The sequence below is a fragment of the Alistipes sp. Marseille-P5061 genome, from assembly GCF_900290115.1.
Taxonomy (GTDB): Bacteria; Bacteroidota; Bacteroidia; order Bacteroidales; family Rikenellaceae; genus Alistipes; species Alistipes excrementigallinarum.
In genome coordinates this window covers 46719-60830 of the sequence record NZ_LT985748.1, presented here as the reverse complement: position 1 = coordinate 60830, position 14112 = coordinate 46719, and the positions used below count along the sequence as shown (strand labels likewise).

Annotated in this window: 14 protein-coding genes; 7 read left to right on the top strand and 7 right to left on the bottom strand. The window is 64.2% G+C overall.

Annotated elements, in window-relative coordinates:
- Positions 1-114 precede the first annotated feature (114 nt).
- Both C8267_RS00255 and proC read left to right on the top strand, forming a co-directional pair.
- On the top strand, positions 115-792 hold the full coding sequence (locus tag C8267_RS00255; RefSeq protein WP_087362343.1) for a YggS family pyridoxal phosphate-dependent enzyme: 678 nt from the start codon (positions 115-117) through the stop codon (positions 790-792).
- Positions 789-1568, top strand: a complete 780-nt coding sequence (gene proC, locus C8267_RS00250) for a pyrroline-5-carboxylate reductase (RefSeq protein ID WP_106633242.1) — start codon at positions 789-791, stop codon at positions 1566-1568. Before C8267_RS00255 ends, proC begins: the two co-directional genes overlap by 4 nt.
- A 242-nt stretch (positions 1569-1810) precedes the next feature.
- On the opposite strand, the gene C8267_RS00245 is transcribed toward proC, so the two are convergent.
- From C8267_RS00245 to argS, 3 genes are all read right to left on the bottom strand, one after another.
- Positions 1811-2098: a hypothetical protein gene (locus tag C8267_RS00245; protein ID WP_087362345.1), complete on the bottom strand. Its 288-nt coding sequence runs from the start codon at positions 2096-2098 to the stop codon at positions 1811-1813.
- 443 nt (positions 2099-2541) lie between these two features.
- Positions 2542-3543 (bottom strand): hypothetical protein, encoded by a 1002-nt coding sequence (locus C8267_RS00240; RefSeq protein WP_106633241.1) that lies wholly within the window; start codon positions 3541-3543, stop codon positions 2542-2544.
- 146 nt (positions 3544-3689) lie between these two features.
- Positions 3690-5471, bottom strand: coding sequence for an arginine--tRNA ligase (gene argS, locus C8267_RS00235; RefSeq protein ID WP_106633240.1), 1782 nt, complete (start codon positions 5469-5471; stop codon positions 3690-3692).
- Between the two features lie 170 nt (positions 5472-5641).
- Here argS and C8267_RS00230 point away from each other — a divergent pair, with 170 nt between their 5' ends.
- From C8267_RS00230 to C8267_RS00215, 4 genes are all read left to right on the top strand, one after another.
- The gene (locus tag C8267_RS00230; RefSeq protein ID WP_106633239.1) at positions 5642-6919 is read left to right on the top strand and encodes a hemolysin family protein; all 1278 of its coding nucleotides are present in this window, start codon (positions 5642-5644) and stop codon (positions 6917-6919) included.
- Entirely contained in the window at positions 6916-7938 is a 1023-nt protein-coding gene (gene dusB / locus C8267_RS00225; RefSeq protein ID WP_087362349.1) for a tRNA dihydrouridine synthase DusB, read from the top strand. The genes C8267_RS00230 and dusB overlap by 4 nt, the downstream gene beginning before the upstream one ends.
- Positions 7939-8174: 236 nt before the next feature.
- On the top strand, positions 8175-8543 hold the full coding sequence (locus C8267_RS10795; RefSeq protein ID WP_158699640.1) for a hypothetical protein: 369 nt from the start codon (positions 8175-8177) through the stop codon (positions 8541-8543).
- 75 nt (positions 8544-8618) lie between these two features.
- Positions 8619-9905, top strand: coding sequence for a S41 family peptidase (locus C8267_RS00215; protein ID WP_106633237.1), 1287 nt, complete (start codon positions 8619-8621; stop codon positions 9903-9905).
- 149 nt (positions 9906-10054) lie between these two features.
- Here the strand turns inward: C8267_RS00215 and C8267_RS00210 are convergent, their stop codons facing one another.
- From C8267_RS00210 to C8267_RS00195, 4 genes are all read right to left on the bottom strand, one after another.
- Positions 10055-10540: a methylglyoxal synthase gene (locus C8267_RS00210; RefSeq protein ID WP_087362351.1), complete on the bottom strand. Its 486-nt coding sequence runs from the start codon at positions 10538-10540 to the stop codon at positions 10055-10057.
- Between the two features lie 266 nt (positions 10541-10806).
- A complete protein-coding gene (locus tag C8267_RS00205) occupies positions 10807-11226 on the bottom strand; it encodes a DUF5606 family protein (RefSeq protein WP_087362352.1) in 420 nt (139 codons plus the stop codon).
- Between the two features lie 46 nt (positions 11227-11272).
- Positions 11273-11803 (bottom strand): hypothetical protein, encoded by a 531-nt coding sequence (locus C8267_RS00200; RefSeq protein WP_158699639.1) that lies wholly within the window; start codon positions 11801-11803, stop codon positions 11273-11275.
- Positions 11804-11856: 53 nt separating this feature from the next.
- Positions 11857-12786 carry a mechanosensitive ion channel family protein gene (locus tag C8267_RS00195; RefSeq protein WP_106633235.1) on the bottom strand — a complete coding sequence of 310 codons (930 nt, stop codon included), beginning with the start codon at positions 12784-12786 and terminating at the stop codon, positions 11857-11859.
- 102 nt (positions 12787-12888) lie between these two features.
- On the opposite strand from C8267_RS00195, the gene serB reads away from it, so the two are divergent.
- Positions 12889-14112, top strand: coding sequence for a phosphoserine phosphatase SerB (gene serB / locus C8267_RS00190; protein WP_087362355.1), 1224 nt, complete (start codon positions 12889-12891; stop codon positions 14110-14112).

Sequence of the window (14112 nt, the reverse complement as noted above, 5' to 3'; positions counted from 1 at the left end):
AACTCTCGGCAAACCGCAAAACGCCCGGAGGGGCTGCGGCGGAAAATTTCGGCGGCCGTATCGCCGTTCCGCGAAAATTCGCTACATTTGTTCTTGCATAAAAAACGGACAACCATGTCGGTAAAGGAACAACTGGCCCGCGTGCGGGAGTCGCTGCCCGAAGGGGTAAGGCTCGTCGCCGTCTCGAAGACCCACCCGGTCGAAGCCATCCGGGAGGCCTACGACGCCGGGCAACGCCTCTTCGGCGAGAGCCGCCCGCAGGAGCTGCGGGCAAAATACGAAGTGCTGCCCAAGGATATCGAGTGGCACATGATAGGTCATCTTCAGACCAACAAGGTGAAGTACATTGCGCCGTTCGTCTCGCTGGTCGAGTCGGTCGACAGCGCGCGGCTGGTCGAGGCGCTGCAGCACGAAGCGGCGAAGTGCGGCCGCCGGCTGGACATCCTGCTCGAGATTCACGTCGCCGACGAGGAGACCAAATCGGGCTGGGAGCCCGACGAGCTGAGGGAGTACCTCTCCTCGGAGCCCTTCGCCGCCGCAACGGCGCTCCGCGTCCGCGGCGTGATGGGCATCGCCACCAACACCGACGACGAGGAGCACATCCGCCGCGACTTCCGCCGCCTCAAGCAGCTCTTCGACGAGCTGCGCCCCCGCTTCGGCGCCGATTTCGACACCCTCTCGATGGGCATGTCGCACGACTATCAGCTGGCCGTCGCCTGCGGCTCGACCCAGGTGCGGGTCGGGTCGCTCATCTTCGGCGAGCGCGACTACTCGAAACCCTTCACGCTATGAGACTCGGCTTCATCGGCTTCGGCAACATGGGCCGCGCATTGGCCGAGGGGCTGCTCCGCAAGGGGGCCCTTGCGGCGGAGGAGATGGGGGCCTGCGCCCGCGACTTCGACAAGCTGCGGCGCAACACGCAACGGAGCGGCATCCGGGCCTTCCGGCAGGCGGCCGAGGTGGTCGACTTTGCCGACACGGTCGTCGTGGCCGTGAAGCCCCACCAGGTCGAGGAGGTGCTCGCGCCGCTGCGCGACGCACTGCGCGGCAAGTGTCTCATCTCGGTGGCGGCCGGATGGTGCTTCGACGACTACGAACGGCTGCTCGCACCCGGCACGCACCACCTCTCGACGATTCCCAACACGCCGGTCTCGGTGGGCGAGGGCATCATCGTCTGCGAGCGGCGCCATTCGCTCAGCGATGCGGAGTGGCAGGCCGTACGGGAGCTCTTCGGCCGGATTGGGCTGCTTCCGGTGGTCGACACGGCGCAGCTGAGCGCCGCGGGCACCATCTGCGGATGCGGGCCGGCCTTCATCGCGCTCTCAATCGAGGCGCTGGCCGACGCCGCCGTCAAGCACGGCATCGCCCGCGACGAGGCCTACCGCATGGTGAGCCAGATGGTGGTCGGCACGGGGCGGCTCCAGCTGGAGAGCGGCGAGCTCCCCGCCCGGCTCAAGGACCAGGTCTGCTCGCCGGGCGGCACGACCATCCGCGGCGTGGCGGAGCTCGAGCGGCGGGGACTGCGCGGCGCACTTATCGACGCCGTCGACGCCATCGAGGGGCGCTAAGTCCGGGGCCGGGCAAGGGGTGAAGGCTCCGGAGCCGAACGTAGGGCGCTGAATCGGGCGTCGGGCGTGGAGCAGCGAGCCGGGCGCAAAGAGAGCGGCCGCAGGGAGAACAGCGTCAAAAAGAATGGCCGCGGAAAGCAAAGCCGCGAAAAGAGCGGCCGAGTAAAGAACAGCCGCGTGAAGCAAACAAAACGGGGCGGGAGTTGCACTCCCGCCCCGCATGTTTTGCGAAGGGATGGCCGCTACTTGGCCTCGTTGATTTCGCTCAGCCGCTTGAAGAGCTTGTCGTACTCGGCAACCATCTCTGCACGCAGCGCGGTGTAGTGCTTGCGCACGAGCGAGCGGTTGTGCGGCTCGGCGGGATTGTTCGCCTTGACGAAGAGGGCGTTGCGCACGGCAACGGCGTCCTGCATCACGTCGAAAATCTCCTTCTCCTTCGAGGGCTGGAAACAAATGGCCATATCGCAGTCGAAAACGACCTCCTCAAGACGATAGTCAATCTCCTTCTTCAGGTCTCTCAAATTTGCCATAATCGTAAACGGATTTTAATGAATTGTGAGCAAAGATAGCAAATCCCTTTGAATCTGCAAATTTTTCTTTTCCGGCCCGGGCCGCAGCGCCGCTCCGGGGCGGAGAGAGGGGGTTACTCGGGCCAGCCACGGCGCTGCTCCGGAGCGGAGAAAGAGGGGGTGGCACTCGGGCCGGGCCGCGCCGGGGCGAAGAAAGAGGGAGGTGGCACTCGGACTGGGCTGCGGCGCTGCTCCGAGGCGGAGAAAGAGGGGGTGGCACCCGGGCCGGCGGCGCGGCGTGGCTCCGGAACATCTTCCGGAAGCGGCACTCTAAAAAATGCCGTTTCGGAAACACTCGCCCTCCCCCGAGACACGCCTCAACCCAAAAAGCGGAGCGGCCTTCGCTCGGGAAGACCGCTCCGCACTTCGCAGCATGCCTTGCGGCACGCCCCACGGCGGCCGGCTTAACGCAGCCGCTCCAGCTCGCGGGCACTCTTGCGGGCCGCCTTTTCGGCCTTCTTGGCCGCCTTGGCCTCCTTCTTCGAGACCTGCTTCATGCCGCGCAGCTGCTCCTTCTCGACCTTGCCGGCCACTCGGGCGTCGTGACGGACGTCGCGCACCTCGTCACGGAACTGGCGGCGGAGCTGGCGGCGGTACTGTCCGGCATCCTCCTCGGGCATCTCGACGATGATGCCGGTGATGGAGCGGTCGATGACCTCACACGGGCAGTTGTCACCGCATCCCTTGGCCGCCGGAGCGGGCGCAGGGGCCGCCTTGGGCAACATCGTGCGCTGCACGAACACGTTGCCGTCGTTGTAGACGACCACCAGCGTGGCCCGGCGCATCGTCGGCAGGATGTTGTGTTTGAGGTAATTCCACGCCGCGGGCATCGCCTTGAGCTTCGCCTCGAGGGTGGCGTCCGACAGTTTGCGGTCCAGCAGGTCGAGCACCGCCTGCCGCTCGGGCATGTTCGAGGCGGCGACCAGCGTCCTGCAGGCCGACCACGGCTCGACGACGGTATTGACGCTCACGGGGCAATGCTGCGAAAGGGCGTACTTCGCATCGACATACCCCTTGAGGTCCTGGGCGCGGTGGAGGGCCAGCGTCCGGTTGAACTGCATCGGGCCGTCGGGCGAGGCATAACCCGTAATCGCCACCGAACGGAGCTGCCGGAGCGTATCGTGCATCGCGCCCGAGACGAAGGCATCCAGTTCGGAGAGCTCCCCGGCATTGCCGTTCAGCGTCGAGACGAGGCGTGCCGAGTCGATGCGGTAGAGCACCGAGAAGCTCGTGTCGTCGAGCCGCCGGACGACGAACCTGCGCACGAGGTAGTCGCCGTCGGTCGTCTCCGACAGCATCACGGTATCGGGCGCAGGGGCCGGAGCCGTGCTCTTGCTTTGGGCCGTCGCACCGGCGGCCGCACACAACGCAAGAGAGAGGGTGAAGGTAGTAACGAATGTTTTCACGCTGAATGTGTGTTTGGTTGTTGCTGACTCCCCCACTCGCAAGATTCGTACCACGCCGGCCCCCGGCCGCACGACAGCAACGCACAAAAAAGTCCCGGAAGCCGTCGGCTTCCGGGACACCTCTTCGGACAACGTCCGGAGCGCGGTTACATGCGCTCGGGGACGTCGATACCCAACAGCTTCATGCCCAGGCGGATGACCCGTGCCACCTGCTGTGCCAGGCGAAGCCGCATGCAGCGCACGTCGGCCTGCTCCTCCTTCAGAATCGAGTGGTCGTGGTAGTATCCGTTGAACTGCTTGGCCAGCTCGTAGACATAGGCAGCGATGAGCGACGGGGCGAAGTTCTCGCCGGCGGCCTTCACCACCGACGGATACTCGGTCAGCATCTTGACCAGCTCCCGCTCCTCGGGCAGATAGGACGCACGCACCGGCTCCGAATAGTCGATGCCCGCCTCGGCCGCCTTGCGCAGCACCGAGCAGATGCGGGCGTGGGTGTACTGGATGAAGGGACCCGTATTGCCGTTGAAGTCAATCGACTCGCGCGGGTCGAAGAGCATCGTCTTCTTGGGGTCGACCTTCAGGATGAAGTACTTGAGCGCGCCGAGGCCCACCATCGTCGAGACGGCGTTGGCCTCCTCCTCCGTGCAGCCGTCGAGCTTGCCCAGCTCGGCCGACATCTCGCGGGCCGTGTGCACCATGTCGGCAATCAGGTCGTCGGCGTCGACCACCGTACCCTCGCGCGACTTCATCTTGCCCTCGGGCAGCTCGACCATGCCGTACGACAGGTGGGTGATGTGGTCGCTCCACTCGGCGTAGCCCAGCTTCTTGAGCACCAGCTTGAGCACCTGGAAGTGGTAGTTCTGCTCGTTGCCCACCACGTAAATCATGTCGTCGAGCCGGTTGTCCTCGAAGCGGCGGTAGGCCGTGCCGAGGTCCTGCGTCATGTAGACCGACGTGCCGTCGCCGCGCAGCAGCAGCTTCTCGTCCAGACCGTCGGCGCGCAGGTCAATCCACACCGAGTTGTCGGGGCGGCGGTAGAAGACCCCCTTGCGCAGCCCCTCCTCGACGAGCGACTTGCCCAGCAGGTAGGTCTGCGACTCGTAGTAGACCTTGTCGAAATCGACGCCCAGCGCCCGGTAGGTGACGTCGAAGCCCTCGTAGACCCAGCCGTTCATCATCTCCCACAGAGCGTAGACCTCGGGGTCCTTCGCCTCCCACTTGCGCAGCATCTCCTGCGCCTCGCGCATGATGGGGGCGTTCTTCTTGGCCTCCTCCTCGCTCTGGCCCTCGGCCATGAGCTCCTTGATTTGGGCCTTGTAGTGCTTGTCGAACTCGACGTAGTACTTGCCCACCAGGTGGTCGCCCTTCATGCCCGTCGAGGCGGGCGTCTCGCCGTCGCCGTAGAGCTTCCACGCCAGCATCGACTTGCAGATGTGGATGCCGCGGTCGTTGACCAGGTTGGCCTTGATGACGCGGTGGCCGTTGGCCTGGAGAATCTGCGCCACGGAGTAGCCCAGCAGGTTGTTGCGGATGTGGCCCAGGTGGAGCGGCTTGTTGGTGTTGGGCGACGAGTATTCAATCATCACGGTGCGGCCGGTCGAGGGCTGGCAGCCGTAGTTCTCCTGCGCGGCCAGCTCGTCGAAGCGGTCGGCCCAGAACGAGCCGTCGAGCACGAGGTTCAGGAAGCCCTTGACCACGTTGAAGGAGCTGATTTCGGGGTTGTGCTCCTTCATGTAGGTGCCCAGCTCGGTCGCGGTGACCTCGGGCGACTTGCGGCTTCGTCGCAGCAGCGGGAAGGTCACCAGCGTATAGTCGCCCTCGAATTCGCGGCGGGTCTTCTGGAGCTGCAGCTGCTCGCCCTCGAGCGGGCCGTAAAGAGCTTCGGCGGCACGACGGGCCGCCTCCGTAACAAAGTTCTCGATATTCATAACCGTGTAATTACTTTTCTATTCGGAATCAGGGTGCAAATTTAACGCTTTTTCCCCGGAAAATCAACCTCCGGCGCAAGTTTCCCGCCGCGAACCGCCCCTGCGATTTTCCGCTTTCGGAAACTATGCCTATCTTTGCAGACAAAACGACGGATTTTTCCGCACCTTCTATGGAAATTATCATCATTCTGGTGCTGATTCTGCTCAACGGCCTCTTCGCCATGTCGGAAATAGCACTCATCTCCGCCCGCCGCTCGAAGCTCGACCTGGAGTCGCGCGCGGGCAACGCCGGGGCACGCCGCGCACTGCGGCTCATCGAGAACCCCGACCGCTTCCTCTCGACCATCCAAATCGGCATCACGCTCATCGGCATCCTCACGGGTATCTACTCGGGCGATGCGCTGGCCGAACGCTTCGGTCACGAGCTGGCCGCACTGGGCATCCCGCCGCGCGCGGCAGCCGCCACGGCACAGGTCCTCATCGTCATTGCGGTCACCTACCTCACGCTCATCTTCGGCGAGCTGGTTCCCAAGCGCATCGGCATGAACGCCGCCGAGAAGACCGCCTGCGCCGTCTCGCGCCCCATGCACCTGCTCTCGCTCGTCGCCTCGCCCTTCGTCTGGCTGCTCTCGCGCAGCACGGCGGGCATCACCCGCCTGATGGGCATCGAGAAGACCGGGAGCCGCGTCACCGAGGAGGAGATTCGCTCCATCATCCGCGAGGGGGCCGAGGAGGGCGAGGTGCAGGAGGTCGAGCAGAAAATCGTCGGGCGCGTCTTCTCGCTGGGCGACCGCCGGGTCGAATCCATCATGACGCCCCGCGGCGAACTGACGTGGCTCGAGGTCGGGATGACGCCCGATGAAATCCGCGCCGTGGTGAACGCCCACCCCCACAACCGCTACCCCGTGGGCCGGGGCAGCCTCGACTCGCTCATCGGCGTGGTCTACCTCAAGGAGCTCTTCCAGCACCTCCACGAGCCCGGCTTCTCGCTCGAACGGCACCTCGAACCGGTCAAGTTCTTCCACGAGGGGCTCGAGGTCTACGGCGCCCTCGAGCAGCTGCGCAACGAGCAGCTCGGCTACGGCGTGGTCTTCGACGAGTTCGGCCTCACGCGGGGCATCATCACCCTCAAGGATATCTTCGAGGCGCTCGTGGGCGAGATTCCCGACGGCGAGGAGGAGCCCGACATCGTCACGCGCGAGGACGGCAGCTGCCTGGTCGACGGGCAGTGCCCCTTCTTCGACCTGCTGACCCACTTCGGCATGGACGGCACGCCGCTCGACAACGCCTACAACACCGTCAGCGGCCTCTTCCTCGACCTGACGGGCCACATTCCCCAGACGGGCGAGCAGGTCGACTGGAAGGGGCTGCGCCTCGAAATCGTCGACATGGACGGCGTGCGCATCGACAAAATCCTCGTCACCCGCATCAAAACACCCGAAGCATGAAAATCGCCGACATAGAACTCGGGGAGAAGCCGCTGCTGCTCGCCCCGATGGAGGACGTGACCGACCCCTCGTTCCGCTACATGTGCAAGCGCTTCGGCGCCGACGTGGTCTACACGGAGTTCATCTCCTCGGACGGCCTTATCCGCGACGCCGCCAAATCGCTCAAGAAGCTCGAAATCGACGACGCGGAGCGCCCCGTGGGCATCCAAATCTACGGACACCTCATCGAGCCGATGGTCGAGGCGGCCCGCATGGCCGAGGCGGCCGACCCCGACATCATCGACATCAACTTCGGCTGCCCGGTCAAGAAGATTGCCGGGCGCGGCGCCGGTTCGGGCATGATGCGCGACGTGCCGCTGATGGTCGAGATGACGCGCCAGATTGTCCGCGCCGTGCGGAAACCCGTGACGGTCAAGACGCGGCTGGGGTGGGACGACGAGTCGAAGAACATCGAGGAGATAGCCCTGCGGCTGCAGGACGTCGGCATCGCGGCGCTCACCATCCACGGCCGCACGCGGGCCCAGATGTACCGCGGCGAGGCCGACTGGACGCTCATCGGGCGGGTGAAGAACAACCCCGCCATCCACATCCCCATCATCGGCAACGGCGACGTCGACTCGGGGCCCCGTGCCGCCGAGATGTTCGACCGCTACGGCGTCGACGGCGTGATGATTGGCCGCGCGACCTACGGCCGGCCCTGGATTTTCCGCGAGGTGAAGCACTATCTGGCCACGGGCGAGGTGCTGCCGCAGCCCTCGGTCCGGGAGCGGGTGGCCATCGCCCGCGAGCACCTCGCCAAGTCGCTCGAGGTGAAGGGCGACTACGTCGGCATCCTCGAGATGCGGCGCCACCTGACCAACTACTTCAAGGGGCTGCCCAACTTCAAGGAGACGCGGCTGAAGCTGGTCACGACGCTCGACGTCGAAGAGCTCTACGCAACGCTCGACCTCATTGCCGAGCGGTGGGGCGACTACGACCTCTCGGGGGCCGTTCCCGCCCCGCTGTCGCACGACCTCTGACCTTCGCCGGGCCGCGGAGAAAGGCGGGCAGCAGAGCCGGGGGAGGGAGCGGAAAACCGGGCGGCGGCGAAACCGGGGCAGAGGAGGAACCGGGCGGAGGAGGAACCGGGTGGAGGAGGAACCGGGCGGAGGAGGAACCGCCCGAAAAAGCCGTCCGAAAAAACGAAAAAGCGGTCCGGCGGGATACGATTCGGCTCTTCGGAAGCGTTTAAGAAGGGTAACCAACCCGCTGAACCATGGACCGAAACCCGCTCCGTCAGACGCTGCTCCTTGCGGCAGCTCCCGACGTTCCCGGCCCCGCCGGTCTTTCCAAGGCACCCGAGGCCACCGAAGCTCCCGGCGCTTACAACTCTTCCGGCGGCCCCGACTCCATCAACACCCCCGACCGGCCCCAGCCGGCGATACGGGCCGCGCAGCTCACCGGCAAGGAGCTGGACAGCATCATGCAGGCCGGCCGGAGCTTCGAGGTGCGCGTCCCCGACCGATGCTACGCCATCCTCGACGTCAACATGCCCCGCTCGCTGGTCGGCGGTGAGCGCCGTCTTTTCCGCGTCAGCAGCCATCCGGGACTCGATTCGCTCTTTACGGAGGCCGAAATGCGGTAAATCCGCGCCGAGATTGACGCCCGCTGCGATTCGCTGGGCAAGGATTCGCTGCTCACCTCGGAACTCTTCTGGGCGATGCGCCCCTACCTGGACCGTCTCCACTACGAAGACCCCCACTACCGGATTCTGATACCGACCATCGCCGACCCCGAGGTCTACACCCGCCGCGACCTGCGGCGCTTCGAGCGGACGCTGCCCACCCCGGGCTTCAGCCTGCTGCAAATCAACGACACGCTCGTCGTCGACCGCTCGCTCGACCCGGCCTTCCGGCGCGGCGACCAGGTGACGGCCATCAACGGTGTACCGGCGGCCGAATACCTCAAGTACGGCTACGACGACCGCTACACGTATCCCATCACGCTCATGGGGCGTTGCTTCTACAGCCAGGTCGTCGACCGCTCGCTCGACCCGGCCTTCCGGCGCGGCGACCAGGTGACGGCCATCAACGGTGTACCGGCGGCCGAATACCTCAAGTACGGCTACGACGACCGCTACACGTATCCCATCACGCTCATGGGGCGTTGCTTCTACAGCCAGGTCGTCGACCGTTTCCGCATCGAGCTCCGGCGCGACGGCCGGCCGATGGTCATCGAGACCCCCGGCATGCCGAACGCCCGAACGCTGTTCCTCCTCACGCGCGCCGAGGAGCTGGACCGCAGCATCCGCACCTGGCCCGAGGCGGGCTGCGGCTACATCGCCATTCCCGAATTCTTCCCCAACAACAACCGGCTGATTCGCATCCTCCACCGGACGCTTCGCGACTTCCGCCGGCAGGGGCTGACGGACGTCATCCTCGACCTGAGGCGCAACACCGGCGGCAACGGCCACAACTTCGACCGGCTCCTGTCCATCTTCATCGACAAGCCCGTCGTGGAGTACTGCACCGGGCAGTGGGTCAAGGCATCGAGAAGGTCGATGCCCTACTACGACTTTCTGACCGAGGAGATGCTCGGGCAGACCGTGCCGCTGCCCGAGGGAGAGTTCGTCCGTTCGTTCCCGACCATCCCCGCGATGCATGTCGACGGGCTCCGGTTCTACGTGCTCGTCGGACGCGACACGGGCTCGATTGCCGCCTCGTTCGTCAACATGCTCCAGTACCACGGCGCCGCCCTGCTGGCCGGCGAGCCGCTGCGGCACAACGCCCTCAAGTACGGCGAGGTGGTCGACGGAGGCCTCCTCCTTCCGACGAACCTCTACCAGGGGGCCGTCTCGATGGTGCGCATCGATGAGCGTACGCGCGCCGTCGACGGGGTCGTGCAGCCCGACATCCCCATCCCGTGCATCGCCGCGGAGTACCTCTCGGGGCGCGACGGCCAGCTCGACCGCCTGCTGGCCATCATCCGCGAGCGCAACGGCCGCTGAGCGGCAAGCGGCCGCAGGCTCCCTACGCAAAGAAGGCCGTACCGGTGTCCGGTACGGCCTTCTCCATGGCCGGTTGCCTCGCGCAATGACGCGTTGCGGGATGCGGGATGCGGGATGCGCGTTGCGGGATGCGCCGGGCGCTCCCCCGCCTACTTCAGCACCCGCTCCACATATTCGCGGTAGTCCTTCACCACGGGGCAGTAGTCGTCGTCCTCGAACAGGGGCGACGAGATGAGGAAGTCGGCCGACGAGCGGTTGATGGCCGTCGGCACGTTGTAGAGCGTCGCCAGACGCAGCAGCGCCTTGACGTCGACATCGTGCGGCTGGGCCGACATCGGGTCCCAGAAGAAAATCAACGCATTGATTTTCCCGTCGGCAATGAGCGACCCCAACTGCTGGTCACCACCCAGCGGGCCCGACTTGAGCAGCGTGATGTGGAGCCGCGTCCGCTCGGTCTCGTCACCATGCTCCCATTGATGGTCCAGAAGCGTCCGCTCCACCATCTTGCCCGTCGTTCCGGTGCAGACGAGGTGATGCTCGCTCAACTTTCCGGAGTTCCAATCCACCCACTCCGCCAGGTCGCGTTTCATGTTGTCGTGCGCGACCAGCGCCAATACCTTTTTCTTCTTCTCCATAGGGCTCATGCTCTTGTTGTGCGGAGCCGGGAGGCTCACGCGGAATTCACATCAGTTCGTTCGGTCCGCGCTCAGCCGCACGCGGGCGACAGCGCCCGCACGGCAGCGAACCATCTGCAAAGATAAGCAATCGCGGGGCTTCGTGCTCCTCCGCAGCGCAAAATTCATACAAACGTATCGCCGCCGGACGCCTGCGGTCCGCCCCGTACAACAAAAAAGTCCCGCACCGTGGGGGTGCGGGAGCTCTTTGCAGGGATACATCCGCCCTACTTCTGCTCTTCGCCGTTCTCCTGCTCGGGGAGCTTGAACTCCGTGAAGCCGGCGCCGACCAGAATGTTGTACCACGAGATGCACTTCTTGATGTCGGAGAGGTGCACCCGCTCGCGGTCGTATTCGGGAAGCACCTCGGCGAAGAAGGCCTTGAGTGCTTCGGGCGATTCGCGGTGGCTGATGGCCTGTTTGCCGCCCGTATGGGCATAAATCCGGGTAAAGACCTCGGCCAGCGGAATATCGTCGCCCTCGGTGAACATCGAAATCTCGGTCAGCGCGCTCACACGCGACGAGGCCGACGCGTTCGAACGCTTGCCGTCGAGCAGCGACTCGACAATCACGCCGCGCGTGGACTGGGCCACGTATTTGTAGAGTCCGGGCTGACCCGAAATGGCCAGAATATCCTTCAGTTCCATAGTGTATAAAAAAAGTTGTGATTAGAAGTTTTCGCAATCATGGGCGTTACTCGCCGGGCTGCTCGGGTTCGGGCTCGGGTTCGGGCTCCGGTTCGAGGCCGCCGGTGCCGTTGCTCTCGACCGTCACCGTATACTCCTGGGGGAAGCTGTACGACACCACGCCGAACGGGCTGATGGTCCAGATGTAGAAGGAGACCTTCGACCCCACGGGCTGCTTGGGAATCTCGCCCTGGTAGATGGCGCGCGTCTGCAGACGGTCGGGCTCGTATTCCACCTCCGAGGCGGTCCGTTCGACTCCGGGCTCGTAATCCTCGCTGGGGGTGGTCACCGCGCTCTGGTCGACCGTATAGCGAATCAGCGCAAGGTAGAGGCGGTAGGGGTTCGAGAGCGTGGCGTTGACCACCACGGGCTGGTCGGCCGCAATGGGCGACGAGGGGTTCTTGCCCTTCGACCAGAAGACGATGCCTTCGATGTCGGTAGGCGTCTGATATTCAGGACCGCTCTGATGCTCCTTGTTGCAGGCCGTCATCGTGGCGACGGTCATGGCGACGAGCGCCAAAAACAGCATTTTTTTCATAGGAATAAATTTGAGTTTAATTAAAAAATGGTTTGACTTTACGCTTGGGAGCTCTACTCCTTTTTCACGTGCACATCCATCTGCGGGAAGGGGAAGCTGACCCCGTGCCGGGGCAGCAGTTTGTAGAATCGTTCGTTGTTTTCGTAGAAGACACTCCAGTAGTCGGCGTTGAGCGTCCAGGCCCGCACCGTAAGGTTCACCGAGCTGTCGGCCAGCGCCGCAACCCACACCACGGGCGCAGGCTCGCGAAGCACCCGCTCGTCGGCGGCCAGAATCTCGAGAATCGCCTTACGCGCCACATCCACGTCGTCGCCGTAGGAGATGCCGATGGTCCAGTCGACGCGCCGCCGGTCGGCCGTCGAGTAGTTGTCGATGATGGCCGTGGCGATGGAGTTGTTGGGGATGTAGATAATCTGGTTGTCGTTGGTGGCGATGACCGTCGAGAAGAGCTTGATTTCGCGCACCGTGCCCGACTGCCCCTGCGCCGAGATGTAGTCGCCCACGCGGTAGGGCTTCATCAGCAGAATCATCACGCCGCCGGCGAAGTTCTGGGCCGTGCCGCTGAGGGCCATACCGATGGCCAGCGTGGCGGCCGAGAAGAGGGCGATGAGCGAGGTGACGTTGACGCCGAGCGTCTGGACGACAATCATCACCAGGATGAGCGTGAAGACGACGCGCACGGTCTTGCGGAGGAACATCCGCAGCGAGACGTCGACCTTGCGGCGCTCGAAGGCGGCGTCGAGCAGCTTCACCAGCCGGCGCACAATCCAGCGCCCGATGAAGTAGATGGCCAGCGCGATGACAATCTTGATGGCCACCCACAGCATCTCGGAGGCCATGTTGCGCAGGAACTCGTCGAAGTCGAAGTCGGCCAGCCTGCGGACCGTCTCCGCAAAGCGGGCCTTCTGCACGCTGTCGGGCAGCATGAGCGGGGCGGGCGTTTCAGCCGCCACGGCCGTGAATATGTTGAAGAGTGGCCACATGAGTCGTATCCTCCCGAAAAAAGTTTGTGCGGACAAAAATAGCCAAAAAACAGATATTTTACTAACTTTGTTTCAAATTTACGGTAAAAGCCCTCACTTACGATGAAGAACAACGTGGAAATCATCCAGATAAACATCTCCGGCGAAGACAAGCCGGGCATGACCTCCTCCCTGACCGAAATCCTCGCCCGCTACGATGCCTTCATTCTCGACATCGGACAGGCCAACATCCACCAGTCGCTCACGCTGGGCATCCTCTTCATGACCACCTCCGACAAGTCGGGCAACATCATGAAGGAGCTGCTCTTCAAGAGCTCGGAGCTGGGCGTCATGATTCGTTTCACGCCGATTTCCGAGGAGAAGTACAACGACTGGGTGAGCCGTCAGGGCAAAAACCGCTACATCATCACGCTGCTGGGCCGCACCGTCACGGCGCGCCACATTGCCGAGGTGACGAAGGTGGTGGCCGAGCAGGGGCTCAACATCGACGCCATCAAGCGCCTGACGGGCCGCATGCCCCTCGAACGCGACGACCGCGCCGCCAAGTCGTGCATCGAGCTCTCGGTGCGCGGCTCGCTCACCGACGAGCAGAAGAGCACCATGCAGGAGCGCTTCATGAACCTCTCGGAAATCGGGCTCGACGTCTCGTTCCAGAAGGACGACATCTACCGCCGCAGCCGCCGTCTCATCTGCTTCGACATGGATTCGACGCTCATCGAGACGGAGGTCATCGACGAGCTGGCCGACCGCGCAGGTGTGGGCGACAAGGTTCGTGCCATAACCGAGAGCGCCATGCGGGGCGAAATCGACTTCCGCGAGAGCTTCACGCGGCGCGTGGCGCTGCTGCGCGGGCTCGACGTCTCGGTCATGGAGGACATCGCCACCCACCTGCCCATCACCGAGGGGCTCGAACGCATGATGACCATCCTCAAGCGCGTGGGCTACAAGACGGCCATCCTCTCGGGCGGCTTCACCTACTTCGGCAACTACCTGCGCCAGAAGTACGGCTTCGACTACGTCTATGCCAACGAGCTGGAAATCGCCGACGGCAAGCTCACGGGCCGCTATGCGGGCGAAATCGTCGACGGACGCCGCAAGGCCGAGCTGCTGCGGCTGCTCTGCCAGTTCGAGAAAATCAACATCGCCCAGTCGGTGGCCGTGGGCGACGGAGCCAACGACCTGCCGATGCTCAACCTGGCGGGTCTGGGCATCGCCTTCCACGCCAAACCCAAGGTCAAGGCGACGGCCCGCCAGTCCATCTCGACCATCGGTCTGGACGGCATCCTCTACTTCCTCGGTCTGAAGGACTCCCGCATCGAAGAGTGA

Coding starts and splice junctions, on each gene's coding strand:
- C8267_RS00255 (WP_087362343.1), top strand. CDS start 115: ATGTCGGTAAAGGAACAACTGGCCCGCGTGCGGGAGTCGCTGCCCGAA.
- proC (WP_106633242.1), top strand. CDS start 789: ATGAGACTCGGCTTCATCGGCTTCGGCAACATGGGCCGCGCATTGGCC.
- C8267_RS00245 (WP_087362345.1), bottom strand. CDS start 2,098: ATGGCAAATTTGAGAGACCTGAAGAAGGAGATTGACTATCGTCTTGAG.
- argS (WP_106633240.1), bottom strand. CDS start 5,471: ATGAATATCGAGAACTTTGTTACGGAGGCGGCCCGTCGTGCCGCCGAA.
- C8267_RS00230 (WP_106633239.1), top strand. CDS start 5,642: ATGGAAATTATCATCATTCTGGTGCTGATTCTGCTCAACGGCCTCTTC.
- dusB (WP_087362349.1), top strand. CDS start 6,916: ATGAAAATCGCCGACATAGAACTCGGGGAGAAGCCGCTGCTGCTCGCC.
- C8267_RS10795 (WP_158699640.1), top strand. CDS start 8,175: ATGGACCGAAACCCGCTCCGTCAGACGCTGCTCCTTGCGGCAGCTCCC.
- C8267_RS00215 (WP_106633237.1), top strand. CDS start 8,619: ATGCGCCCCTACCTGGACCGTCTCCACTACGAAGACCCCCACTACCGG.
- C8267_RS00210 (WP_087362351.1), bottom strand. CDS start 10,540: ATGGAGAAGAAGAAAAAGGTATTGGCGCTGGTCGCGCACGACAACATG.
- C8267_RS00205 (WP_087362352.1), bottom strand. CDS start 11,226: ATGGAACTGAAGGATATTCTGGCCATTTCGGGTCAGCCCGGACTCTAC.
- C8267_RS00200 (WP_158699639.1), bottom strand. CDS start 11,803: ATGAAAAAAATGCTGTTTTTGGCGCTCGTCGCCATGACCGTCGCCACG.
- C8267_RS00195 (WP_106633235.1), bottom strand. CDS start 12,786: ATGTGGCCACTCTTCAACATATTCACGGCCGTGGCGGCTGAAACGCCC.
- serB (WP_087362355.1), top strand. CDS start 12,889: ATGAAGAACAACGTGGAAATCATCCAGATAAACATCTCCGGCGAAGAC.